Genomic DNA, 21,483 nt, shown 5'->3' with positions numbered 1-21,483 from the left:
GATGAATTGGGTGAAGGAGATCCTTCGAAAACTGGCCCAGTACCTGGGTATCGGCCTCGCGACCATCCTGCCGTTTGCGCTGGCCATCTGGGTGGTGGTATTCGTCGTCAACCAGGTCGATGGACTCGTCAGTTGGTACATCCCGTGGGTCTATCTTCACATCCCGGGTCTTGGTTTTTTGATCGTCCTCGCGGCGCTGTTCGTCATCGGCCTGTTGTCGCGCGCATACGTCAGCCGGATTGTGCTGCAATGGGCGGATCGCCTCTTTACCCATATCCCCGTCGTGCGCACCGTCTACACCACGGTCAAGGAACTCATCGAGAACTTGTTCCGGCGGCGAACGGCGTTCCAAACCCCTGTGCTCGTGATGTGGCCTGACGAACGCGCGCAGGTGCTCGGCTTTATCACGTCCGAAACGCTTCCCGAAGCGCTCGATCCACAGGGGCGGATGGTGGCCGTGTATCTCCCCAACGCGTTTCAGTTCGCGGGCGTGACGGTCCTTGTCCCGCGCGATCGCGTCAAGCCGGTCGACCTCAGCGTGGAGTCCGCCTGGCGGTTCGCATTGTCCGCGGGACTCGGCGAGACTCGAGGGCTGGAACCCGAGGGAAAGGGAAGGCAGCCGAGTGCGCAAGCGCCAGTGGGTGGGGAAGGCCCTGAGACTTCAGAGGGGCCGAAGCCCCCTCCGCCGCCCTTTGGAGCGTGAGCGGTGACGGCGCAGGCCGATATCCTGTACAATGAAGAGCATGACACGTGGGAGGTGCGCAGGATGTCCGACGTCACAACCAGGGTGAGGGGAAACCTGGCCGCCATCGAGCCCTACAAGCCGGGCCTGAGCGACGAAACGCTGCGCCGAGAACTGGGGAACCGGCGCATCATCAAGCTCAATTCGAATGAAAACGCACTAGGCCCTTCTCCGCTCGCCATCGAGGCCATTCGCAAGGAACTGCCGCGGCTTCACTTATATCCCGATGGCGCGAGTGATCTCGTTCGCGAGGCCATCGCTCGTCATCACGGGATTTCGCCGGATCAAGTGCTCGTTGGCAACGGCTCCGATGACGTCATCAAGCTCGTCTCCGAAACGTTTCTCGAGCCGGGGGACGAGATCGTCGTGCCGCATCCGTCGTTCTCCCAGTACGGATTCGGCGCACAGGTGATGGACGCGCGCGTTCGCCCCGTGCCGCTGAAGCTGGATTTTACATACGACGTGGATGCCATGGCAGAGGCCGTCACGCCTCGGACGAAGATCGTGTACCTGTGCACACCCAACAATCCGACCGGGACCGTGTTGAAACGTAGTGAGTTCGAGGCGCTCATGGCGCGAATTCCGGACGACGTGTTCGTCGTGGTCGACATGGCGTACGACAACTACGCCTTGGATGAGGAGCGCCTGCAGCTTCGTCCGGAGGAGCTTCAACGCGGGAACGTGGGCTTTCTGTTCACATTTTCGAAGCTGTATGGGCTGGCCGGATTGCGCGTGGGGTATCTGGTGGCGAACGCGGACGTCATTCAGTTCATTCACCGCGTGCGGGAGCCTTTCAACGTGAACCGGGTGGCCCAAATTGGCGCCATCGCGGCGCTTGAGGATGTCGAGCATGTTCGGCGGTCGCAGGCGCTCGCGTCCCAGGCGAGGTTTCAATACGGGCGGCTGGCCGAACATGGGATCCGCGTGATGCCGAGCGAGGCAAACTTTTGCCTGGTGGAGGTCGGCGACGGCGCGGCGGTGTTTGAGGCGCTGATGCGGCGGGCCATCCTGGTGAGAACGGGATTCCGCGGGCTTGAATCGTACGTCCGTATCACCTTTGGAACGCCTGAAGAAAACGAAATGTGCATCGCCGCGCTGCTCGAGGTGGTCGGTCAAACGCATTGAGGCGCAACATGGCGCCATCGCGCGGCCGGGGCAACGCCGGAAGTTGCCATCCGGCCGTGCGCGCGTTTAGGATCGATCCTCGTACGTGTCATCGCCGTCCTGCTCGTACGGCGCGGTATGGCGATCCGACGTGATCATGTTGGTGTCGCGAAAGCGGCCGCTCACCATCTGGCCGGGAAGCCAGGGGGACGTCTTCCCGAGGCGCCGCTCGTCGGTCGTGGCGCCGTAGGGGCCCTCCGGGAACTCCTCGACGGCGAGATCGTAGGTGGCGGCTTGCGCGGCGGCGACGTCGGCCGTCGGATAATCGGTCTCACCCTGTTCGACGGGGCCGGGATCGTACGCGCCGGAGTTGGGGCTCGAGACTGGGGAAGTCTTCGGATGGCGGTTCGGCTTCTTCATGTTGGTTCACCTCGCGCCTAGTGTGCGCACAGGTGCGGCGGATATCCGCGGGCAATTCGACAGGAGGTTCGGGCATGGCTCAAGAAGTTCGTGTTCGTTTTGCGCCGAGCCCTACGGGGGCGCTTCATATCGGGGGCGCGCGCACGGCGTACTTCAACTGGTTGTTTGCGCGAAAGCACGGGGGCAAGTTTGTCCTTCGAATCGACGATACGGATCGCGCGCGTTCGACGGAAGCTTCGTATCAGCAGATTTTAGAGGGACTGCGTTGGCTAGGCATTCTGTGGGACGAAGGTCCAGACGTGGGAGGCCCTTATGGCCCCTACCGCCAATCGGAGCGCATGGACATCTACCGCCGCCAGTTGGACAGGCTCCTGGCCGAGGACAAGGCGTACCCGTGCTTCTGCACGCCCGAGGAGCTCGCTCGGGACCGCGAGGCTGCGCAGCGAGAGGGGAAGCCGCCTCGCTACGTGGGCCGCTGCCGCCATTTGTCTCCTGAAGAGCGATCTCGCCGTATCGCAGCGGGCGAGCCTCACGTGTACCGGATCCGCAGCCGCTTTGAGGGCGAGACCGTCGTGCACGATCTGATTCGAGGGGATGTCGCGTTCGCCAACAGCGAGATCGACGATTTCATCATCTGGAAAGCGGACGATACGCCGACGTACCATTTTGCCTCGTGCGTGGACGATGTGGAAATGAAGATCTCGCACGTCATCCGGGCGGAGGAGCACTTGTCCAACACGCCTCGCCATATCGTGCTGTTCGAGGCGCTCGGCGCCGAGCCGCCGGCGTTCGCGCATGTTCCCATGATCCTCGCGCCGGATCGCAGCAAGCTGTCCAAACGCCATGGGGCCACGAGCGTGAGCGAGTATCGGGACATGGGCATCCTGCCCGAGGCGCTCGTGAACTATCTGTTACTTCTCGGCTTCTCTCCGGGGGACGATCGGGAGATCGTGGATCGGGAAACGGCCATCCAGTTGTTTGATCTCGAGAAAGTGGCCAAGCATGCCGCCATCTATGACGTCAAGAAACTGGAGTGGCTCAACGCCCACTATTTCCGGCAGCAATCCCCTGAGGCGGTCATGGATGAGGCGTGGCCGCAGTTGGTGGAGCGGGGGTATGTGGCGGAGGACGAGTGTCGCCGAGAGGTCCTGATGTGGGTGCGCACCGTGGTCGCGTTCGTGCAGACGCGCAGCCGCAACCTCCAGGAGCTCGTCGACGGGGTGCGACCGTACTTTGAACCGGTCCGCGCGTACGACGAAAAGGGCGTTCGCAAGCACTTCGCGCATCCTGAGACCGCGAGTAGGCTAAGGACCGTGGCGGATCGCCTGGCGGGGGTGGCACCGTTTCTGGCGCCTGTCATTGAGCGCGAGTTCCGGCGGTGGATTGAGGAAATGGGGGTCAAATCGGGCGAACTGATTCACCCCGTGCGTTTGGCCATCACCGGCTTGACCGTGGGGCCCGGTTTGTTTGACGTCATCGCGCTCGTCGGGCGCGACGAAGCCGTGCGCCGATTGCGGGAAGCGGCCGATCGCGTCGAGGCGGGCGAGGTGGTCACGGCGTGAGGGGAAAGCCGGCGGGCTCGCCCGCCGGCCGCCGTCTGCGCAGGCCGTGAGGAACAACAAAACAAAAAAATTGACGAGCGACTATTGACACGGCGTGACGAAGCATGTATATTGAAATACGCAACCGGGTGAAACGCCCGGAAGAGCGAGAGGCGTCAGGGCAAAGATACGATGCCGAATGGTGTAATGGTAGCACGACTGACTCTGGATCAGTTAGTCTAGGTTCGAGTCCTAGTTCGGCAGCCAGTCGGCCCTATCGTCTAATGGCTCAGGACGCCGCCCTCTCACGGCGGTAATAGGGGTTCGAATCCCCTTAGGGTCACCACGGGTCATTAGCTCAATTGGTAGAGCATCCGACTCTTAATCGGGTGGTTGAAGGTTCGAGTCCTTCATGACCCATTTCGGAAAGGCCTCCTGCGAGTGCAGGGGGTCTTTCGTTTTGTTTCGGGTCCACGCAACCTGCACGTCGTGCGGCGTGGGGTAGGTTCTCGCTGTCCTTTCCTGTCTGCGTGGGCTATGATGAGACTATCCATCCTGGAGAGAACGGGGAAGCGTGATGCATGAGAGCACGTAGGTCGGGCGCGGAGCGCCGGCGAATGGCGCATATTCTGGTGGATCGGTTCGGCCCCGCTGTGTGGCATGCCGTCATCGATCGGATGGGTGAGACGCCGGAGGCCGAGGATGCGTTCGTGGACCTCATGCTCGCCGTGTGGACGCGAATCGGCCATCGCGGTGACGTGACACGCCTTCGCGAGCAGGTGGCGCGGGCGCTGACGTCGCTCGGGATTTCGTCTCCAGAGGAGGCCGAATCGAGCGAGGTGGCCGCCGACATGCTCGAGATGCGAGAGGCCGGAGATGAGCTCGAGGAAACCGGGCTGCCGGAGGAGGTGCTTCCGGACCTGCCGCCGGGGCTGCGGAACCGAGCGCTGCAGCGGTTGCGCGCCCAAATCGCGTACGAAGAGGCGGAAGCGCGTCGCTCGGGCTCTCGGGCGGCGCGCGCGACCGCCGGAGCGCTCGTCGTGCTCGGCTTCGCCCTCGTCGGGTACGGCTGGTGGGGAGAGCGGTCGTCGGAAACGGGTCAGCCTACCAACGTCCACCGCGCCTCGCCGGAGCCCATTTCAACCGCCGACCTGCCTGTTCAGGTGCAGGCCGTTTTCGACATCACGCGTCAGCCGGTCGATCTCGGCCATCTGGCCTTTGGCGACGGGGAGCTTGTGATCGGCAGTTTGTCGCTCGGCGCCCAGGGCGACGGCATTCAACTAAGCGCCTATGCGCTTCACGGGCTCGGCGTCTTGGCCCGCCCGCGCTGGACATCGAATGTCGCCATTTCCCCGCCTCCACCGGAGGCGGGGGGATCTTGGCTTCTCCGATCCTGGTCGCTCTCGTCGGCGGGCGCCTGGGCTGTGGTCACGGTGAATTGGACGGAGAATGGCATCCATGGTGCCGCCTCGAGGGTGGACGTGTACGCCGTTCCGTTCGCGGGCGGATCGCCGTCGCGGCTGACCACGCTGAACGTGGGCGACGGCGGTGAGGTCGTGATCGCGACGGGGCCAGGCGGCATCGCGTGGCAAACCGTTTCAGGACAAGAAGGTGTTGCTGCGGCATCTCCCGTCCACCTCGCGCCCATTGTCGTGCGCACGGGCTCGGCGTCGCTCGGCCGATCCGTCAGCATCGACGTGAACGGGCTGGTTCGCAATCCACACGTCACCCACGCGGGCCTTGTGTACCAGGGAACCTCGGCGGCTCCTGCGGCGGCTGGCATGTGGGTGTGCGTGGCGCCGACGGGGCAAGCGACCGCCTACGCGGGCGTGCCCGGCGCGACGGATGGCGCGGTGGTCGAAGGTGAAAGCGGCGTGTTGTATGCGGTAGCTCCCGTGTCCTCGCCAGAAGGACAGACGCTAGCGATGTGCGCCCTGCACGCACCGGGGAGCCGCCAGCCGTCGCTTCGGCTGGAGGTCCCCGTGTCCGCCTGGGGCGCGGACGGGGGCTACGTGGATTACGTCGAGCGTGCTGGAGGACGCACCTATCTTGTGGTGGCGCGCGCCGATTGAGGAGGTGAGGGCGTGAACCAGGTCATTCGAGACAAGCTGGACCTGTTGCCGCAGCGGCCCGGCGTCTACCTCATGAAGGGTGAGGGCGGCGAGATTCTTTACGTGGGCAAGGCCAAGGTGCTGCGGAACCGCGTGCGTTCGTACTTCACGGGGACGCATGACACGAAGACGCAGGTGTTGGTTTCGCAGATCCGCGACTTCGAGTACATCGTGACGGACACCGTCGCGGAGGCGCTGCTGCTCGAATGCAACCTGATCAAACAGCACCAGCCGCCGTACAACATCATGCTGCGGGACGACAAGTCATACCCGTACATCAAACTTACCAAGGAGCGGCACCCGCGGCTGCAGATTGTGCGCCAGGTCAAGCGGGACGGCGCGAAGTATTTCGGGCCGTATCCCAACGCCACGTCGGCGCAGGCCACGAAGCGGCTGTTGGATCGGCTGTATCCGCTGCGCAAATGCAAGACGCTCAAGAAGCAGGTCTGCCTGTACTATCACATCCACCAATGCCTCGCGCCGTGCGTGTACGACGTGGATGAAGCGACGTATGAAGCCATGGCCAAGGAGATCAGCCACTTTTTGAACGGCGGGCACCAGGATGTCGTGCGCGAGCTCGAGCAGAAGATGCAGGCAGCGGCGGAGTCGCTCGAGTTTGAACGAGCCGCGGAACTTCGCGATCTGATTCGCCATATCGAGCAGGTGATGCAGGAGCAGAAGGTCACGTGGACGGACGGGATCGACCGAGACGTGTTCGGCTTCGCCGAAGACCGCGGGCTGCTCAGCGTTCAGGTGTTTTTTGTAAGGAACGGGAAGCTCATCGAGCGGCAGGTGCAGATCGCGCCGCACTTCGACGATCCGCTGACGGACTTCATGTCGTTCGTGGAGCAGTTTTACCACGAACGGGTGGATCTTCCGAAGGAAATTCTGCTGCCCGAGGGCGTGCCCAGCGAGGCCCTCGCGATGGTCGTCGATGCGAAGGTGTTGCAGCCGAAGCGCGGCCCCAAGCGGGATCTGGTCGATCTCGCCTGTGAAAACGCCCGCCAGGCGCTGGCGGAGAAAATACAGCTGATCGACCGCAATCTGGACCGCACGCTTGGCGCGGTGATGGAACTGGGACAGGTGCTCGCCATCCAGCCTCCCCGGCGGATTGAGGCGTTCGACAATTCCAACTTCCAGGGCGTCGACGCGGTGTCGGCGATGGTCGTGTTCATCGACGGCAAGCCCGCCAAGTCGGAGTACCGCAAGTACAAGATCCGGTCCACCCAGGGGCCAGACGATTACGAGGCGATTCGGGAAGTCGTGAGAAGGCGCTACAGCCGGCTCGTCCGCGAGCAGAAGCCGCTGCCCGATCTCGTCGTGATCGACGGCGGGAAGGGCCAGTTGCGCGCGGCGTTGTCCGTCCTCGAGGGCGAGCTTGGGCTCGAGATCCCCGTCTGCGGTCTGGCGAAGGACGAACGCCATCGCACGAGCCAGTTGTTCTTCATGGACGAGGAAGAGCCTGTGCGCATCGAGAGACACAGCCCGGCGTTTTACCTGCTCGAGCGCATCCAGGACGAGGTCCATCGATTCGCGGTGGAGTTTCACCGGTCGAGGCGCAGCAAGACCGGATTTCAGTCCATCCTGGACGAGATTCCTGGCGTGGGACCGGAACGGAAAAAGGCCATTCTCCGCCGGTTTGGCAGCCTGAAGGCCGTTGCGGCGGCGCAGCCGGAGGACTTCCGCGGCCTTGGCATCGGCGACAAACTCGCGCGGGAGATTGTGGCCAGGGTGCGGGAAGAGCTTGCCGCTCGGAAGCAGGCTGATGGCGAGATGGAAATTTCGTCCGAGGCACCGTTTTCTTGATTCTACGATGGCCAATCATTACAATTTAGAAGGTGCCAAACGGGTGGCGGCGTGCGTCGCGCTGGCCTGCGGTGTTTTGCACTTGCACGGCGATCCCGCCGCGCGTACATACCGTTCTTTTGGGGGATTGAAGGGAGGAACCCAAGTGGCAGTGGCCCAAGCAGCCCAGCACAACCGGGAGTTTTTTTGGCGGCGGCTCCACACGCTCTCGGGCGTCATTCCGGTGGGACTGTTCCTGCTGGAGCACCTGTTCACGAACGCGACGGCCCTGGGGGGTGCGGCGGCTTTCAACGAAGCCGTGCAAGCGATTCAATCGCTTCCGCTCCTGCACGTCATTGAGTTCGTGTTCATCTTCTTGCCCATCACGTATCACGGCGTGTTCGGGCTTTACGTGGCGTTCGTGTCCGGCTACAACGCGAACCGGTATTCATTCAGCCGCAACGTGATGTTCGTGTTGCAGCGGGTGACGGGCATCATCACCTTTGTCTTTATCATTTTCCACCTGTGGACGACGCGGTTTTCTGGCAACGCGCCGTCGTTTGACATGGTGCACGAGCTCGTCACCGACAATGCGTACTTCGCGTTCATGATTGTGGGCGTGATCGCGGCGACGTTCCACTTCTCGAACGGACTGTGGTCGTTCGCCATTCACTGGGGCATCACGGTCGGACGGCGCGCGCAGCGCATCACCGCGTGGGTGACGATGATCATCTTTGTCGTGCTGGCGGCGGTCGGCGTGGCGTCGCTGATTGCGTTCCGCATGAACGTCTGAGGTACCATGGACCTCTCGAAGGTGCTGTACACGGAGCATGGGAGGGAATTGACGTGGCAAACACGAGCATCATTGTCGTGGGAGGCGGCTTGGCCGGGTTGACGACCACCATCAAGGTGGCGGAGGCTGGCGTGCCGGTGAAACTGTTCTCCTTGGTCCCTGTGAAACGTTCCCATTCCGTGTGTGCTCAAGGCGGCATCAACGGTGCCGTGAACACGAAGGGCGAGGGAGACTCGCCGTGGGAGCACTTCGACGACACCGTCTACGGTGGCGACTTTCTGGCCAACCAGCCTCCGGTTTTGGGGATGTGTGAGGCTGCGCCGGCCATCATCTACCTGATGGACCGCATGGGTGTCATGTTCAACCGCACGCCGGAGGGGCTGCTCGACTTCCGCCGCTTTGGCGGCACCAAGCATCACCGCACGGCGTTCGCGGGTGCCTCGACAGGGCAGCAGCTTCTGTACGCGTTGGACGAACAGGTTCGCCGATATGAGGTGGCAGGCCTCGTCGAGAAATACGAGGGCTGGGATTTCCTCGGCGCCGTGATCGACGAAGAGCAGATCTGCCGCGGCATCGTGGCGCAGGACCTGCGGTCGATGGAAATCCACTATTTCCGCGCCGACGCGGTCGTCATGTGCACCGGGGGCAACGGACTCATTTTCGGCAAGAGCACCAACTCGATGATCAACACGGGTTCGGCAGGGTCCGAGCTGTATCAGCAGGGCGTCAAGTATGCCAATCCAGAGATGATCCAGGTTCACCCGACGGCCATTCCGGGCGACGACAAGCTGCGTCTCATGTCTGAGTCCGCGCGCGGCGAGGGAGGCCGCGTCTGGACGTACAAGGACGGCAAGCCTTGGTACTTCCTGGAGGAGTGGTATCCCGAGTACGGAAACCTGGTGCCCCGCGACATCGCGACGCGCGCCATTCACAAGGTCTGCGTGGAGATGGGGCTTGGCGTCGACGGGCAAAACATGGTCTATCTCGACCTGACCCACATCCCGGCGGACGTGCTGGATCGCAAGCTGGGCAACATTCTCGATATCTATGAGAAGTTCGTCGGAGACGATCCGCGCAAGGTTCCGATGAAGATCTTCCCTGCTGTGCACTATTCGATGGGCGGACTGTGGGTCGACTACGACCAGATGACCAACATCCCGGGCCTGTTCGCCGCGGGCGAGGCCGATTATCAATACCACGGCGCGAACCGCCTCGGCGCAAACTCGCTCGTGTCCTGCATTTACGGCGGCATGATCGCGGGTCCGAACGCCGTGCGCTGGGCGAAGAATCTGCGCAAGTCCGCGGATAGCCTGCCGGAGTCGCTGTTCGAGCAGTACCGCCGCAAGTACGAGCAGGAATTCGAGGAAATTCTCAAGCTCGACGGTGACGAGAACCCGTACCAGTTGCACCGCGAACTTGGCAAGTGGATGACGGATCACGTCACGGTGGTGCGCTACAACGACAAGCTCAAGGAGACGGACGCCAAGATCCAGGAGCTTCAGGAACGCTGGAAGCGGATCAAGATGTCGGACACGTCGCGCTGGGAGAACCAGGTCGCCCAGTTCACGCGCCACCTGAAGAATATGCTCATTATGGCGCGCGCCATCACCATCGGAGCGCTGATGAGAAACGAGAGCCGTGGCGCACACTACAAGCCGGAGTTCCCAGAGCGCGACGACGAGAACTTCCTGAAGACGACCATCGCCGAGTACACGCCGGACGGGCCGAAGATCTCGTACGAGGACGTCGACGTCTCGCTGATCAAGCCGCGTAAGCGCAACTACGCGGTGAGCAAGGAGGCGACCAAGGAATGAGCACAACAGCGGAGGCCGTGCAGCAGGCGCAGGCGGATTCGGGTCGCAAGGTGCATCTCATCATCGAGCGGCAGGACACGCCGGATTCGGAGCCGTACTGGGAGGAATTTGAGGTTCCGTATCGCCCAGGCATGAACGTAATTGCCTGTCTGATGGAGATCCAGCGCAATCCCGTGAACAAGAAGGGCGAGCCGGTCGCACCGGTCACCTGGGAGATGAACTGCCTGGAAGAGGTCTGCGGCGCCTGCACCATGGTGATCAACAACAAGCCCCGCCAGGCGTGTTCGGCGCTCGTGGATAAGTTGCAGCAGCCCATCCGGATTCGGCCGATGCGCACGTTCCCGGTGGTTCGCGACCTCGTCGTCGACCGCAGCCGGATGTTCGAGGCGCTCAAGCGCATCAAGGCTTGGATTCCGATCGACGGCACACACGATCTCGGCCCAGGTCCGCGCATGTCGAGCGAGGAGCAGCAGATTGCGTACGAGCTGTCTCGCTGCTTCACGTGCGGCGCCTGTGTCGAAGCATGTCCCAATGTGAACGACAAGACGTCGTTCATCGGTCCGTTCGCCATTTCTCAGGCGCGCCTGTTCAACATGCACCCGACGGGCAAGATGAACAAAGAGGAGCGCCTGCAGGCGCTGATGGGCGAGGGCGGCATCTTCGAGTGTGGCAACGCGCAGAACTGCGTGGAGGTGTGCCCGAAGGGCATTCCGCTTACGACGTCCATCGCCGCGATGAACCGACAGGTGACCTATCGCGCCATTGGCGCATGGCTGCGCAAGTAAGGGATAAGGGTCGCGGCAACCCATGGAAAGGCGGGGATGAACGATGCAGGCCGTCTCGGCACAGCGCAGGCAGCGGGCGCAGACGAGAAGTTTCATCTGGCTCATCGTGGCGCTCTTGGTGCTCGGCTTCGGGAGCTACTTTCTCCTTCGGCCGGTGATTCAGGAGGAGACGAGCAACACACCGGTTAACACCGTGCGCCGGTTTATCGGATTCGTTGAACTGAGGGAGTTCAACGAGGCGTACAATCTGCTCACGCCGACGTTCCAGCAGACGCCCGGCTGGCACGCGTCGCTGTACAACCTGTACTTGTCGCTCGATCCGTCCGAGGTGAACTACGCGCTCCTGGGACAGCGGGGCGATGTGGCGGAGGTCGAGTTTTCGAATGAGCAGGGTGGCGTGCTGTATGTGAAGCGCGTCAACGGCAAGTGGCTCATCATGAGCCCGAACGAGGTGACGCAATCAAGCGGTGCGGCGACGCAGTGATGGTGTGCGGTAAACTGGCCGAGGTCTGCAGGAAGCTGCGGCCTCGGCTCGTTTTTTGTGCAGAGCTGTCGCACGAATAGAGAAAGGATGGGGTTCTCATGCCGTACGAGGTTATGTTGTTCTATAAGTTCACCCCCATCGCGGAACCGGACGAATTCGCGCGCTTGCAGCGCGAGATGTGTGAGGAACTGGGGCTTTTGGGCCGCATTCTTGTGGCGGAAGAGGGGCTGAACGGGACGCTTTCCGGTGAAGCTTCTGCCTGTAGGACCTATCGCGAACGCATGCTCGCGGATCCCCGATTCGCCGACATGGTGTTCAAGGTCGATCCGGCCGAGGGCCACGTCTTCCCGCGCCTCTCTGTCAAACGCAAACGGGAAATCGTCCATTTCGGCGTGGAAGGCGCCCCGAAACCGTGGGAGAGGACTGGGCGCCGGCTCTCACCGCGGGAGTGGTACGAGATGCTCGGCAGAGACGATGTCGTCGTGATCGATGGGCGCAATGACTACGAATACGAAATAGGCCATTTCGAGGGTGCGGTGCGCCCGGATGTGATGACATTCCGGGAGTTTCCGGCGTGGGTCGAGCGCCACAAAGATGAATGGCGCGGCAAAAAAGTGCTGACCTACTGCACAGGCGGCATTCGCTGCGAAAAGCTGTCCGGCTATCTCATGGAGCAAGGTATCGACGAGGTGTATCAGCTCGACGGGGGCATTGTCACCTACGGCAAGGATCCGCAGGTGCGAGGGCGCAAGTTCCTGGGCAAATGTTACGTGTTTGATGATCGCGTCGCTGTGCGAATCAATCAGACGGAAGAGGACACCGTGATTTCCCGCTGTTCCGTCTGCGGAGCGCCCTGTGATCGATACATCAACTGTGGCTACTTGGACTGTCATCGCAGGTTTCTTTGCTGCGACGCATGTGAGCGAAACATGCACGGCTTCTGTTCGCCCACGTGCGAGGCGGAGGCGGTGAATCGCGACCGAGTGGATCCACGCGTCAGGTCGTTGTTTGGGATGACTTTTGGCGAACAAAGGTCAGTGCAAACGCGATGAGGGCCAGCGCTGCGGCGACAAGAAAGCTGCAACGGTAAGCGAGCGCCTCACCGTGCGGCCCGAAGGCCGCACTGAACAGTTCAACGCTTACGCCGCCGGTCGTCACGCCGACTCCCATGCCGAGCGTCCGGCTCATGTTGAGAATGCCACCGGCGACGCCAAGGTGAGCCGCAGGGGTCGCGTTCATCACGCGAGCGTTGTTGGCGGGTGTGAACGTGCCCACGCCGCAGCCGACGAGAAACAGGCCGGCGAGAAAGGCCGGCGTGATCCGCGTGAAGGTGAACAGGCAACCTGACCCGATTGCCGCGAGCGCCATGCCGACTGCGGAAACTTTGAGTTTGGACCACCGATCCGCGAGGCGACCGGCGAAAGGCGTGCACAGAGCCATGCCCACAGGAAGGGCTGTAAGCAAGAGACCCGCCTTTGCGCTGGAAAGTCCTTCGATGTGGACGAACCAGTACGGAACCACCAGGGTGACCGCGTACATCACGCTGAATGACAAGATGGACGTCAGGTTGCCGAGCCAGACGATAGGTTCGCGCAGATAGTTGATGGGAACGAGCGGCGAGTCGGCCCGCCGCTCAATGGCGACGAACGAAGCTGCTGCCAGGACCGCGACGGCCAGAAGAATCGCTGTGAGGACCGGGCGGCTTTCAGGGCGAAAGCCCTCCTTTAACACGTACATGGTTACGATAAGCAGGAACGCAAGCACGAGAGCGCCGACGAGATCGAAATGCGGACGTGCGCCTTCCCGGCGATCGCGCGGCAAAAACAACAGCGCCGACAGGGTGCCGAGGATCCCGACGGGCACATTGATGTAGAAGATGAGCCTCCAGGAGGCGATGTGCGTGAGCACGCCCCCGACGAGAGGACCGAGGCTCAGTCCGAGCCCTTGGGCGAGTGCCTGAAACCCAATGGCTTGGCCGCGGCGCTCGGCATCTGCGGCTGCCGTAATGATGGATACGCTGTTGGCCTGGAGGAGGCTCGCGCCTATGCCCTGGACCACGCGAAAGACGAGGAGGCTTGCCAAGCTCCACGACGCCCCGCACAGCGCGGAACCTACGATAAACACGCCGAATCCCAGCGTATACATGGGCCGACGGCCGAGAAGATCTGAAAGGCGTCCAAAGGCGACGATGCACCCGGCGAGCGCCAGAAGGTAGATCAGGCTCACCCATTCAATTCGATTCATCGTCGTGTGGAACGCCTGTTCCAGCTTCGGCAGTGCAATGCTGATAATACTCGCGTCCAGCGCTGCCATGAAGGCGCCGAAGCAAACCGTACCGACGATGAACCACATGCCATTCGGGCGTTGAATCACGCCCTCAAGTGGCAGTCGGCGATCCTTTCTCGCGAGCGTCGCGTGCTGATGCATCCCCTCGTCCCCTCCGATGCTGCACCGCGTGATGCCCATCACTTTCCTCAGAATGCCCCGTTGTTCAGCGTGCTACATCTTCGTCACTTGTCATGATGTCATAACAAGTTGGCGCGCAACTCTATTTTACAAGGCGGCGCGCGGTTTGGCCAGAGTCCGCGCGATCGCCGGGGTCAGCGCGGATGTCGCAGGAGATGCAAGCGGAGCTGGTACCTGTCGGCCGGGTAACGAACGAGCGAGTATTCAACAGGTGACCCGGACTCGTCTCTCGTGAGCCGCTCAATACACAACACGGCGGCCGGCGGTGTCAGACCGAAGCGCATGCAATCGTCCGCATCTGCAAGTTCGGCAGAGATCGCCTGGCTGCCCGAGTTGATTCGGACACCGTTTTGTTCGAAGAAGCCGTAGATGGAGTCGTACATCGTTGGATCTGGTGTCATCCGCGAAGACACCTGGTAAGGTGGCACGAGATAAGATCGCTCGTGGAAGTGCGCAATCTCGTCGACATAGGCCGTTCGCTCAATGTACAACGCCTGCTTGGACCGAGGCATCCGCAGCCAGCGGGCGATATCCTCGGGGCAGGTGCGCATCTCGATCGCGTCCACGCGCACAAGCACGGGAAGCCCAGCAGCTCGAAGTTCCTCGGCAAATCCGTACAGCGTGGTGGAGGCGACTGGATGATCGACTTCGGCTACGAAAGTCCCTTTGCCCTGGCGGCGCACGATAAATCCCGCCGTGACGAGATCGCCCACAGCTTGGCGGACGGTGGTGCGGCTGACGTCGTACATCGACGCCAACTCGGCCTCGGAAGGGATTTGTTCGCCTGGTGGCCATTCTCCGCTCAGGATTTTGTTCAGCAACTCTGATTTCAGCTGTTTGTAAAGTGGGACGCTTTCACGCATCCTGTGGATCGATCCTTTCGTCAAAGGGAAGCCGCATGTCTGGCGGCAGGAACCCTTGTTGGTGAAGAAAGATCCGGTCGCGCGGCATTTGCGCTGCGAGGAGCTCGGCAAAGCTCCTTGCCTTTGCTGGGTGATACCACGCGGCGCGTTCGTGTGGCAGATACCACTGTTCTACACCCAACGCGCGGCTTCGCCTGCCGTTCGAGCCATCGCCGATAAACCAGTCGTCGATGGCGGCGAAATCCGCGAGATCTGCGACGAGCCGCGGGAAATCGGTCGAGCAGGGCAGCAGTGGCGCAATGGCGACCTGCACAGGGATGCCATGTGCGCGGAGCGCTTCGATGGCCCGAACCCGCGCGCGAACCGTGGGTGCGCGCGGCGCGAATCGGCGTCGTACGTCCTCCTGATCCGTCTCGAGCGTCACGGACACGAGGATGCGATGGCGGAGAGCAGCAAGGATCTCGGCGTCCCGGGCGACGAGCGGCGAGCGCGTCTGCACGAATAAAAAATCCAAGAGTTCGGGGACGGACTGCATGGCCGTGAGGAGCGTACGGGTGGCGCCGATCCTCCACTCCAACGGTTGGTACGGATCCGTGCTGGAGGACATGAAGATGCGCGTTCCTCCGCGCTGCTTCGCTCTCCGCAGTTCTCGAAGAAAGGACCCCGCGTCCACCGGCTTGGCGTCGGCATAGGTGCCCCAGCGTTCGCTGCGGAGGCGCGCCACGGGCAGCGCTTGCACGTAGCAGTACTTGCAACCGTAGGCACACCCGACGAACGGATTTAATGTATAGTCGTAGCCCTGCAGATAGCCGCCGGTTGGCGTCAGCAGCCGGCGCGTCGCAACCTGTTTCGCCATGTCGCATCCTCCCGCGAACCGTCTCTCAAGTCTCAAGCGTACCATAGCGCCCGTTTGCATGGTATACATATCGGAAATGTCAACGAAACGAGTTCTCGTGCATCGCCGCCGTGCATGTTGGTGCAGGTGCGTCTCTGCTCGTTGTGATACAGTGGTGTACGGCGGTGCGATGCGATCGCGCCCAAACGGAGCGGCTATAGGAGGTCGGGTGCATGTCCATCTTTGACGCGTACGTGGAACGTAGAAACACTGGATGCATGAAGTGGGATGGTCTCGAGCGCCGATTCGGGAGGGACGATCTCATCCCGCTCTGGGTGGCGGACATGGACTTTCTTTCGCCGCCGGCCGTGATCGACGCGCTCGTGGAGCGTGCCAGGCACGGAGTGTATGGGTACGCGGTGAAGACGGAAAGGTACACAGGGAGCATCGTACACTGGATGAGGTCGCGCCACGGGATCGAGATTTCGCCGGAATGGATCGTGCCCGCGCCGGGTGTGGTGCCGGCGCTCTCGGTCATCGTTCAGGCTTTCACCGAGCCTGGCGATGGGATCCTGATTCAGCCTCCGGTCTATCACCCGTTTCGCCGCGTGATCGAGGGATGGGGGCGACGCGTGATTGAGAATCCCCTCGTGGAGTCGGACGGGCGATACGACATGGATTTTATTGATTTGGAGCGAAAGGCGCAGGAAGCAAAGGTGATGTTCCTGTGCTCGCCACACAATCCCGTTGGACGCGTGTGGACGAAACAGGAGCTGGAGCGCGTCGCAGAGATCTGCCTGCGGCACGGCGTGCTGGTGGTGAGCGACGAGATTCACGCGGACATTGTCTTTGCGCCGCATCGGCATACCCCGTTTGCCTCGCTGGGAGCGGAATGCTCGCGAAACAGCATCACCTGTCACGCGCCGAGTAAGACGTTCAACTTGGCAGGGCTCAACACCGCGTACGTCTGGACGGAAAACGAGTCACTGCGCACGGCGTACGAAAAGGCTTCGCACCGCGCTTCCATGGCGGAACTGAACGTGTTCGGCATTGAGGCGATGATTGCGGCCTATGAACACGGTGCTGCGTGGCTCGATGACTTGCTTGCGTATTTGACAGAATCGCTGGATGAGATGGAGAACGTGTTCCAGAATGAACTTCGGGAGATTCGCATGATCCGCCCGGAAGGCACGTACATGGTATGGTTGGACTTCCGCGCCCTAGGGATGCCGGATGACGAGTTGGACCGGTTTTTGCGCGAAGAGGCTCGTCTTGGGTTGAACGAGGGGCACATCTTTGGTTCGCAAGGCTCCGGGTTTCAGCGCATGAACATCGCGTGCCCGCGCCCCCTTCTGTCTCAGGCCCTGCGCCAGTTGGCAGATGCCGTGCATCATCGTCGTCGAGCGTGATGAATGAGCGTTCCCCTCGATCTCGCCCATCTCACGTGCGGGACGGAACGGTCGCGCGGCGGGCGACATACGATACCCTGACTGTATCCCGCTCTTGTATGACCGGGCAAGGAGGGATCGTGGGGATGGCACCTGTCAAGGACGGGCGCGGCAAGTCGCTGTTGACCGACCGAGAACGAGAGGTGTTCGAACTTCTCGTTCAGGATAAGACGACAAAGGAAATTGCTTCGCAACTCTTCGTCAGCGAGAAGACTGTGCGGAACCATATATCCAACGTGATGAAGAAGCTGAACGTCAAAGGGCGCTCGCAAGCCGTGGTCGAATTGGTGCGGCTCGGAGAAATCACCATCTGACAGGCAACACCCCTACCGCGAGTAGGGGTGTTGAACCTCTTCCGCAGGCCACGCGGGCCTTGGTGCCCCGGCGCCTACTTCACATGTATGCTCGCAGGGCGAAGAATAGACCCGCAACGGACGCGAACGCCGCTTCGCCGGGAGCGCGCATTCTGAGTATAGAAATCGGAACTTTCGTGATTGACAGCGCTTTCATAACCCCGTACTATAGGGTTCGAGGCAAAGTTCGTCACAGGGGGCGAGCAGTATACTTATGAAACGAAGTTTCTAATACGAAACTACGATTGTGTCGCGCGTTGAGCGAAGGGGAAGAGGCCACTCTGAAAGGATGTAAGCGCATTCAAATGTGTGGAAGGAAAGGGGATCGATGATGCACGACAAGCGGCTTGGCGATCCAATTGCGATGGGGCTTGCGGCGTTTGTCATCGCGCAGACCATGTTGAACTTGCCGAACGCTCACTTGGTGCCCGCGCAGGTCACGTTGTTCTTCTTGCCCGCCATCCTGATTTGCGGGGGTCTGGTCTACTTTCTCGCGTGCATCTTCTCGTTCATTCGTGGCGACAGCTTCGGTTTAAGTGTGAACGGGTTTTACGGAGCCTTCTTCACATCGCTGTTCCTGTTCTTCTATTTGGAATTAAAGGGCGTGCTTCAATTTGGCACACAAGCAAACGAGGCGCTCGGCGTATTTCTGCTCATATGGACCATCGTCACGGTACCGTTTGTCGTCGCAGCTTTCCGGGCCCAACTGATGTTCGGCCTGCTCTTCCTCTTCGTATTCTTGGCGTTCCTCGGCGGCACGCTCGCCAACCTCGCGGGCGTCAACAGCGCATTTGGTGGATACTCTGGGCTGATTTCGGCTGCTATTGGCCTCATTCTGATGGCCGAAGGTCTGCTGAAGAGCGTTCAAGGTCATGCCCCACAGGCTGCACCAAGCATCGCGGACTTGACCGCACATTCCGAGGCCTGATGGAATCTCACGTCGGCTGGCCCTCCGGGGCCAGCTTTTTTGATCCACGTGTCTTGCCCACGGTGGGATTGTGATCTACCATGGGAACAGGTTTAATTTCTATGGTGAATCATAATTTATATTGTGAAACTGAGGTGGGCGGATTGCACATCTGGACACAGGCAGATCGACCATGCACCGGCGTCGACGCTCGTGCAGCTCAACAACTTGCCTACGCATTGCTTGAGGGGCGTTCCGTGTATGTGCGGTGTCACGTGCCTGCCTGGGAAGACGCTATGTTTGCTGCCATCCGCGATGTTCTCCTGCGCGCGTGCGAGGCATCGCAGATCTCGGAGGCGCGATACGAGGCTGCGCTCAGTCGACTGTATTCCGCTTTGGACGGCGAACGCATACCCGAACATGCGGTGGTGGTAGACGTTCGCGGTGCGGAACGCGACGGGCCATGTGTCATCGGGCTCCAGGGTGAGGACCAACGGGAGGAGCGGGCGGGTCACGCCGCGCTGCGCTGATGCAAATCCGTCGAACGGGAAGAAGGTGACTCTTGTGCAACCGCTTGCAGGCATCCGCGTCCTCGATCTCAGTCGAGTGCTCGCCGGCCCGTTTTGTACCCAGATTCTCGCCGATCTCGGCGCTGACGTGATCAAAGTCGAGAGCCCTCAGGGGGACGAGACCCGGCGCTACGAGCCGACCAAAGACGGCGTCAGCAGTTACTTTCTCGCGTTTAATCGCAACAAACGGAGCATCGCGGTGGACATGAAGACTGAAAGCGGCCGAGAGATCGTGCGGAGACTCGCGCAGGAGGCCGACGTGCTCGTGGAGAACTTTCGGACAGGGACGATGGAGCGATGGGGACTCGATCATCGCTCGCTCCGTACAGCGAATCCGCGCCTCATCTACGCTGCCATCAGCGGATACGGCAGAACAGGCCCATGGAAGGATCGCCCTGGATACGATCTCGCCATCCAAGCCGCGAGCGGGTTGATGTCCGTCACAGGTGAGGCAGGCCGTGGACCGGTGCGCGCCGGCTGGTCCATCGCGGATTTGACCGCTGGGCTGTGGGCGGCGCTTTCCATCTGTGCGGCCTTATTTGAACGCCAGCACACGGGGCGGGGCAAGTACCTGGAGACAAGCCTGTTTGAGGGCCAGGTGGCGCTCATGACGTACTATGCCACCTCGTACTTCCTCACAGGTCACGTGGGCGAGCGACTTGGGTCTGCACACTTCAGCCTGGCACCGTATCAGGCGCTGTCCGCGGCCGATGGGTGGATTGTCGTCGCGATTGGTAACGACGGGCTCTTTCGAAGGTTGTGCGAAGCGATGCGTTGTCCTGACCTTGCGGACGATCCGCGATTTCAAACGAACGGTCTGCGCGCGCGTAACCGCACCGAGCTTGCGGCGGAACTCGAAATGCGACTGTCGGAGCGCACTGTGCATGAATGGGAGGAGGTTTTGACGGAGGCGGGCGTGCCCTGTTCTGCGGTGAATCGGATCGACGAAGTCCTTCATCTCGAGCAGGTCGCGGCTCGAGGGATGCTTTGGGAAACCGAGTATCCGGGAGTTGGATCGTTCTTTGTGGCGAGATCGCCTTTTTTCGGAGAAGGGTGGGACCTCCACCTGCGCCGGCGCCCTCCTCGGCTCGGGGAACACACAGATGCGATTCTGTCGGAGCTGGGCTACGGCGTGCAGGAGATCGAGGAACTGAAGTCGTCGGGCGCGGTGATGAGTTGCCCCGAACCAGATACGGAAACGCTGGCGTAGGCATGGAAAGGTTACGGAGGAGGCGTGTGTGATGGATTTCAGCTTGTCGCAAGAACAGCTGGCAGTTCGCGAAGTCGTGCGCAAGTTTGTCGATGAGGAGATTCTGCCTCACATTCGGGAGTGGGACGAGAAGCACCATTTTGAGCCGAGGATCCTTCAGCGGCTTGCAGAACTCGGCCTCATGGGCGTCTGTATTCCCGAGAAATACGGCGGCGCCGGGATGGACTACAACACGCTGGCCATTGTCTGTGACGAACTTGAGCGCGGGGATATCGCGTTTCGGACGGCGGTGTCGGTCCACACAGGACTGAATTCCCTCACTTTGCTTCAGTGGGGCACAGAGGAACAGAAGCAAAAGTATTTGGTGCCTCAGGCCCGAGGCGAGAAGATCGGCGCATTTGGACTCACAGAGCCGAACGCAGGATCGGATGTCGCGGCGATGAGGACGACAGCCGTGCGGGACGGAGATTCGTACATTTTGAACGGATCGAAAATTTGGATCTCGCTCGCCGACGTGGCGGACCACTTCCTGGTGTTCGCGTACACCGATCGCGCCAAGAAGCACCACGGTATCACGGCCTTCATCGTGGAGCGCGGTTGGGAAGGGTTCTCGACGAGATCCATCAAGGGCAAGCTCGGCATTCGCGCGGGCAACACAGGTGAACTGTTCTTCGATCACGTCCGAGTTCCTGTCGAGAACCGCGTTGGGGAAGAGGGGGAAGGCTTCAGAATTGCCATGTCCGCTCTGGACAACGGCCGATTCACCGTGGCGGCGGGTGCGTGCGGATGTATTGCCGCTTGTCTCGAGGCATCCGTGAAGTACTGCCACGAGCGCGAGACGTTCGGCCAGCCCATCGGTAAGCACCAATTGGTGCAGCAGATGATCGCGAAGATGGCCGCCAATCTCGAAAGTTCCCGCTTGCTCGTCTACCGAGCTGGCTGGTTAAAGAATCAGGGATTGCCGAATACGCGGGAGACCTCGCTCGCGAAGTGGGTGGCCTGTGACGCGGCGTGGGAGGCGGCGTCGGACGCGGTGCAGATTCATGGCGCCTATGGATATTCCAACGAGTATCCTGTGGAGAGGTACTTGCGAAATGCGAAGGCGCCCGTCATTTACGAGGGGACGCGCGAAATTCACACCATTCTGCAGGCGGAGTACGCACTCGGATACCGGCGAGACAAGCCGCTTTCCCGTCGGTTGCCGGCGTGGCCGTTCGAAGAGTGATGATTCATCGTCGTACAGAGGCGCCGCA

The 21,483-nt window shown here is 61.3% G+C and carries 20 protein-coding genes and 3 tRNA genes; 19 read left to right on the top strand and 4 right to left on the bottom strand.

Annotated elements, in window-relative coordinates:
- The first annotated feature begins 1 nt into the window (after nt 1).
- Together AMA01_RS05230 and hisC are read left to right on the top strand one after the other, a co-directional pair.
- Nucleotides 2-703: a DUF502 domain-containing protein gene (locus AMA01_RS05230; protein ID WP_041707473.1), complete on the top strand. Its 702-nt coding sequence runs from the start codon at nt 2-4 to the stop codon at nt 701-703.
- A 63-nt stretch (nt 704-766) separates the two neighbouring features.
- Complete coding sequence (gene hisC / locus AMA01_RS05225; RefSeq protein WP_067848424.1) at nt 767-1,867, top strand: histidinol-phosphate transaminase; 1,101 nt, start codon at nt 767-769, stop codon at nt 1,865-1,867.
- A gap of 66 nt (nt 1,868-1,933) precedes the next feature.
- Here the strand turns inward: hisC and AMA01_RS05220 are convergent, their stop codons facing one another.
- The gene (locus tag AMA01_RS05220; RefSeq protein WP_067848369.1) at nt 1,934-2,266 is read right to left on the bottom strand and encodes a hypothetical protein; all 333 of its coding nucleotides are present in this window, start codon (nt 2,264-2,266) and stop codon (nt 1,934-1,936) included.
- A gap of 74 nt (nt 2,267-2,340) precedes the next feature.
- Here AMA01_RS05220 and gltX point away from each other — a divergent pair, with 74 nt between their 5' ends.
- The 11 genes from gltX (at nt 2,341) to trhO (ending at nt 12,631) form a co-directional block, all read left to right on the top strand.
- Complete coding sequence (gene gltX / locus AMA01_RS05215; RefSeq protein ID WP_067848365.1) at nt 2,341-3,828, top strand: glutamate--tRNA ligase; 1,488 nt, start codon at nt 2,341-2,343, stop codon at nt 3,826-3,828.
- Nucleotides 3,829-4,000: 172 nt separating this feature from the next.
- Nucleotides 4,001-4,074: transfer RNA gene (locus tag AMA01_RS05210), tRNA-Gln, on the top strand.
- Between the two features lie 3 nt (nt 4,075-4,077).
- Nucleotides 4,078-4,153, top strand: a tRNA-Glu gene (locus AMA01_RS05205).
- Between the two features lies 1 nt (nt 4,154).
- Nucleotides 4,155-4,227: transfer RNA gene (locus AMA01_RS05200), tRNA-Lys, on the top strand.
- Nucleotides 4,228-4,424: 197 nt separating this feature from the next.
- Complete coding sequence (locus AMA01_RS05195) at nt 4,425-5,879, top strand: hypothetical protein (protein WP_067848362.1); 1,455 nt, start codon at nt 4,425-4,427, stop codon at nt 5,877-5,879.
- Between the two features lie 12 nt (nt 5,880-5,891).
- Nucleotides 5,892-7,724: an excinuclease ABC subunit UvrC gene (uvrC, locus tag AMA01_RS05190; RefSeq protein ID WP_067848359.1), complete on the top strand. Its 1,833-nt coding sequence runs from the start codon at nt 5,892-5,894 to the stop codon at nt 7,722-7,724.
- A gap of 145 nt (nt 7,725-7,869) precedes the next feature.
- Complete coding sequence (locus tag AMA01_RS05185) at nt 7,870-8,496, top strand: succinate dehydrogenase cytochrome b558 subunit (RefSeq protein ID WP_067848356.1); 627 nt, start codon at nt 7,870-7,872, stop codon at nt 8,494-8,496.
- A gap of 53 nt (nt 8,497-8,549) precedes the next feature.
- Nucleotides 8,550-10,310 carry a succinate dehydrogenase flavoprotein subunit gene (gene sdhA, locus AMA01_RS05180; protein WP_067848353.1) on the top strand — a complete coding sequence of 587 codons (1,761 nt, stop codon included), beginning with the start codon at nt 8,550-8,552 and terminating at the stop codon, nt 10,308-10,310.
- Nucleotides 10,307-11,095 carry a succinate dehydrogenase iron-sulfur subunit gene (sdhB, locus tag AMA01_RS05175; protein WP_067848351.1) on the top strand — a complete coding sequence of 263 codons (789 nt, stop codon included), beginning with the start codon at nt 10,307-10,309 and terminating at the stop codon, nt 11,093-11,095. The genes sdhA and sdhB overlap by 4 nt, the downstream gene beginning before the upstream one ends.
- Nucleotides 11,096-11,138: 43 nt before the next feature.
- Nucleotides 11,139-11,579, top strand: a complete 441-nt coding sequence (locus tag AMA01_RS05170; RefSeq protein ID WP_067848348.1) for a hypothetical protein — start codon at nt 11,139-11,141, stop codon at nt 11,577-11,579.
- A 98-nt stretch (nt 11,580-11,677) separates the two neighbouring features.
- Complete coding sequence (gene trhO / locus AMA01_RS05165) at nt 11,678-12,631, top strand: oxygen-dependent tRNA uridine(34) hydroxylase TrhO (protein WP_067848345.1); 954 nt, start codon at nt 11,678-11,680, stop codon at nt 12,629-12,631.
- Here the strand turns inward: trhO and AMA01_RS05160 are convergent.
- The 3 genes from AMA01_RS05160 to AMA01_RS05150 form a co-directional block, all read right to left on the bottom strand.
- Nucleotides 12,576-14,006 carry an MFS transporter gene (locus AMA01_RS05160; protein ID WP_067848421.1) on the bottom strand — a complete coding sequence of 477 codons (1,431 nt, stop codon included), beginning with the start codon at nt 14,004-14,006 and terminating at the stop codon, nt 12,576-12,578. The two genes, trhO and AMA01_RS05160, sit on opposite strands and share 56 nt — an antisense overlap.
- A gap of 173 nt (nt 14,007-14,179) precedes the next feature.
- Nucleotides 14,180-14,908 (bottom strand): GntR family transcriptional regulator, encoded by a 729-nt coding sequence (locus tag AMA01_RS05155; protein ID WP_067848342.1) that lies wholly within the window; start codon nt 14,906-14,908, stop codon nt 14,180-14,182.
- Nucleotides 14,901-15,764 carry an SPL family radical SAM protein gene (locus AMA01_RS05150; RefSeq protein WP_067848338.1) on the bottom strand — a complete coding sequence of 288 codons (864 nt, stop codon included), beginning with the start codon at nt 15,762-15,764 and terminating at the stop codon, nt 14,901-14,903. The genes AMA01_RS05155 and AMA01_RS05150 overlap by 8 nt, the downstream gene beginning before the upstream one ends.
- A gap of 212 nt (nt 15,765-15,976) precedes the next feature.
- Here AMA01_RS05150 and AMA01_RS05145 point away from each other — a divergent pair, with 212 nt between their 5' ends.
- The 6 genes from AMA01_RS05145 to AMA01_RS05120 all read left to right on the top strand — a co-directional run bounded on the left by AMA01_RS05145 (nt 15,977) and on the right by AMA01_RS05120 (nt 21,455).
- The gene (locus tag AMA01_RS05145; protein ID WP_067848334.1) at nt 15,977-17,152 is read left to right on the top strand and encodes a MalY/PatB family protein; all 1,176 of its coding nucleotides are present in this window, start codon (nt 15,977-15,979) and stop codon (nt 17,150-17,152) included.
- Nucleotides 17,153-17,277: 125 nt separating this feature from the next.
- A complete protein-coding gene (locus tag AMA01_RS05140) occupies nt 17,278-17,505 on the top strand; it encodes a helix-turn-helix domain-containing protein (protein WP_067848331.1) in 228 nt (75 codons plus the stop codon).
- Nucleotides 17,506-17,875: 370 nt separating this feature from the next.
- Nucleotides 17,876-18,472 carry an acetate uptake transporter gene (locus AMA01_RS05135; RefSeq protein ID WP_067848418.1) on the top strand — a complete coding sequence of 199 codons (597 nt, stop codon included), beginning with the start codon at nt 17,876-17,878 and terminating at the stop codon, nt 18,470-18,472.
- A gap of 236 nt (nt 18,473-18,708) precedes the next feature.
- Nucleotides 18,709-18,981: a hypothetical protein gene (locus AMA01_RS05130; RefSeq protein ID WP_067848328.1), complete on the top strand. Its 273-nt coding sequence runs from the start codon at nt 18,709-18,711 to the stop codon at nt 18,979-18,981.
- Between the two features lie 34 nt (nt 18,982-19,015).
- The gene (locus AMA01_RS05125; RefSeq protein WP_067848325.1) at nt 19,016-20,230 is read left to right on the top strand and encodes a CaiB/BaiF CoA transferase family protein; all 1,215 of its coding nucleotides are present in this window, start codon (nt 19,016-19,018) and stop codon (nt 20,228-20,230) included.
- Nucleotides 20,231-20,261: 31 nt separating this feature from the next.
- On the top strand, nt 20,262-21,455 hold the full coding sequence (locus tag AMA01_RS05120; protein WP_067848321.1) for an acyl-CoA dehydrogenase family protein: 1,194 nt from the start codon (nt 20,262-20,264) through the stop codon (nt 21,453-21,455).
- Nucleotides 21,456-21,483: the final 28 nt, after the last annotated feature.

Origin of the sequence: Alicyclobacillus mali NBRC 102425, assembly GCF_001570745.1 — a bacterium.
GTDB classification, from domain to species: Bacteria; Bacillota; Bacilli; order Alicyclobacillales; family Alicyclobacillaceae; genus Alicyclobacillus; species Alicyclobacillus mali.
Note: the sequence above shows the minus strand (reverse complement) of the source record. Positions and strands in the feature narration are given on the sequence as shown.

Excerpts from the sequence above, each read along its gene's own strand:
- trhO (WP_067848345.1), top strand. The coding sequence starts at position 11,678 with ATGCCGTACGAGGTTATGTTGTTCTATAAGTTCACCCCCATCGCGGAA.
- AMA01_RS05145 (WP_067848334.1), top strand. The coding sequence starts at position 15,977 with ATGTCCATCTTTGACGCGTACGTGGAACGTAGAAACACTGGATGCATG.
- sdhB (WP_067848351.1), top strand. The coding sequence starts at position 10,307 with ATGAGCACAACAGCGGAGGCCGTGCAGCAGGCGCAGGCGGATTCGGGT.
- AMA01_RS05140 (WP_067848331.1), top strand. The coding sequence starts at position 17,278 with ATGGCACCTGTCAAGGACGGGCGCGGCAAGTCGCTGTTGACCGACCGA.
- AMA01_RS05135 (WP_067848418.1), top strand. The coding sequence starts at position 17,876 with ATGCACGACAAGCGGCTTGGCGATCCAATTGCGATGGGGCTTGCGGCG.
- AMA01_RS05220 (WP_067848369.1), bottom strand. The coding sequence starts at position 2,266 with ATGAAGAAGCCGAACCGCCATCCGAAGACTTCCCCAGTCTCGAGCCCC.
- AMA01_RS05150 (WP_067848338.1), bottom strand. The coding sequence starts at position 15,764 with ATGGCGAAACAGGTTGCGACGCGCCGGCTGCTGACGCCAACCGGCGGC.
- AMA01_RS05170 (WP_067848348.1), top strand. The coding sequence starts at position 11,139 with ATGCAGGCCGTCTCGGCACAGCGCAGGCAGCGGGCGCAGACGAGAAGT.
- AMA01_RS05230 (WP_041707473.1), top strand. The coding sequence starts at position 2 with ATGAATTGGGTGAAGGAGATCCTTCGAAAACTGGCCCAGTACCTGGGT.
- AMA01_RS05195 (WP_067848362.1), top strand. The coding sequence starts at position 4,425 with ATGGCGCATATTCTGGTGGATCGGTTCGGCCCCGCTGTGTGGCATGCC.
- gltX (WP_067848365.1), top strand. The coding sequence starts at position 2,341 with ATGGCTCAAGAAGTTCGTGTTCGTTTTGCGCCGAGCCCTACGGGGGCG.
- AMA01_RS05155 (WP_067848342.1), bottom strand. The coding sequence starts at position 14,908 with ATGCGTGAAAGCGTCCCACTTTACAAACAGCTGAAATCAGAGTTGCTG.
- AMA01_RS05160 (WP_067848421.1), bottom strand. The coding sequence starts at position 14,006 with ATGCATCAGCACGCGACGCTCGCGAGAAAGGATCGCCGACTGCCACTT.
- hisC (WP_067848424.1), top strand. The coding sequence starts at position 767 with ATGTCCGACGTCACAACCAGGGTGAGGGGAAACCTGGCCGCCATCGAG.
- AMA01_RS05120 (WP_067848321.1), top strand. The coding sequence starts at position 20,262 with ATGGATTTCAGCTTGTCGCAAGAACAGCTGGCAGTTCGCGAAGTCGTG.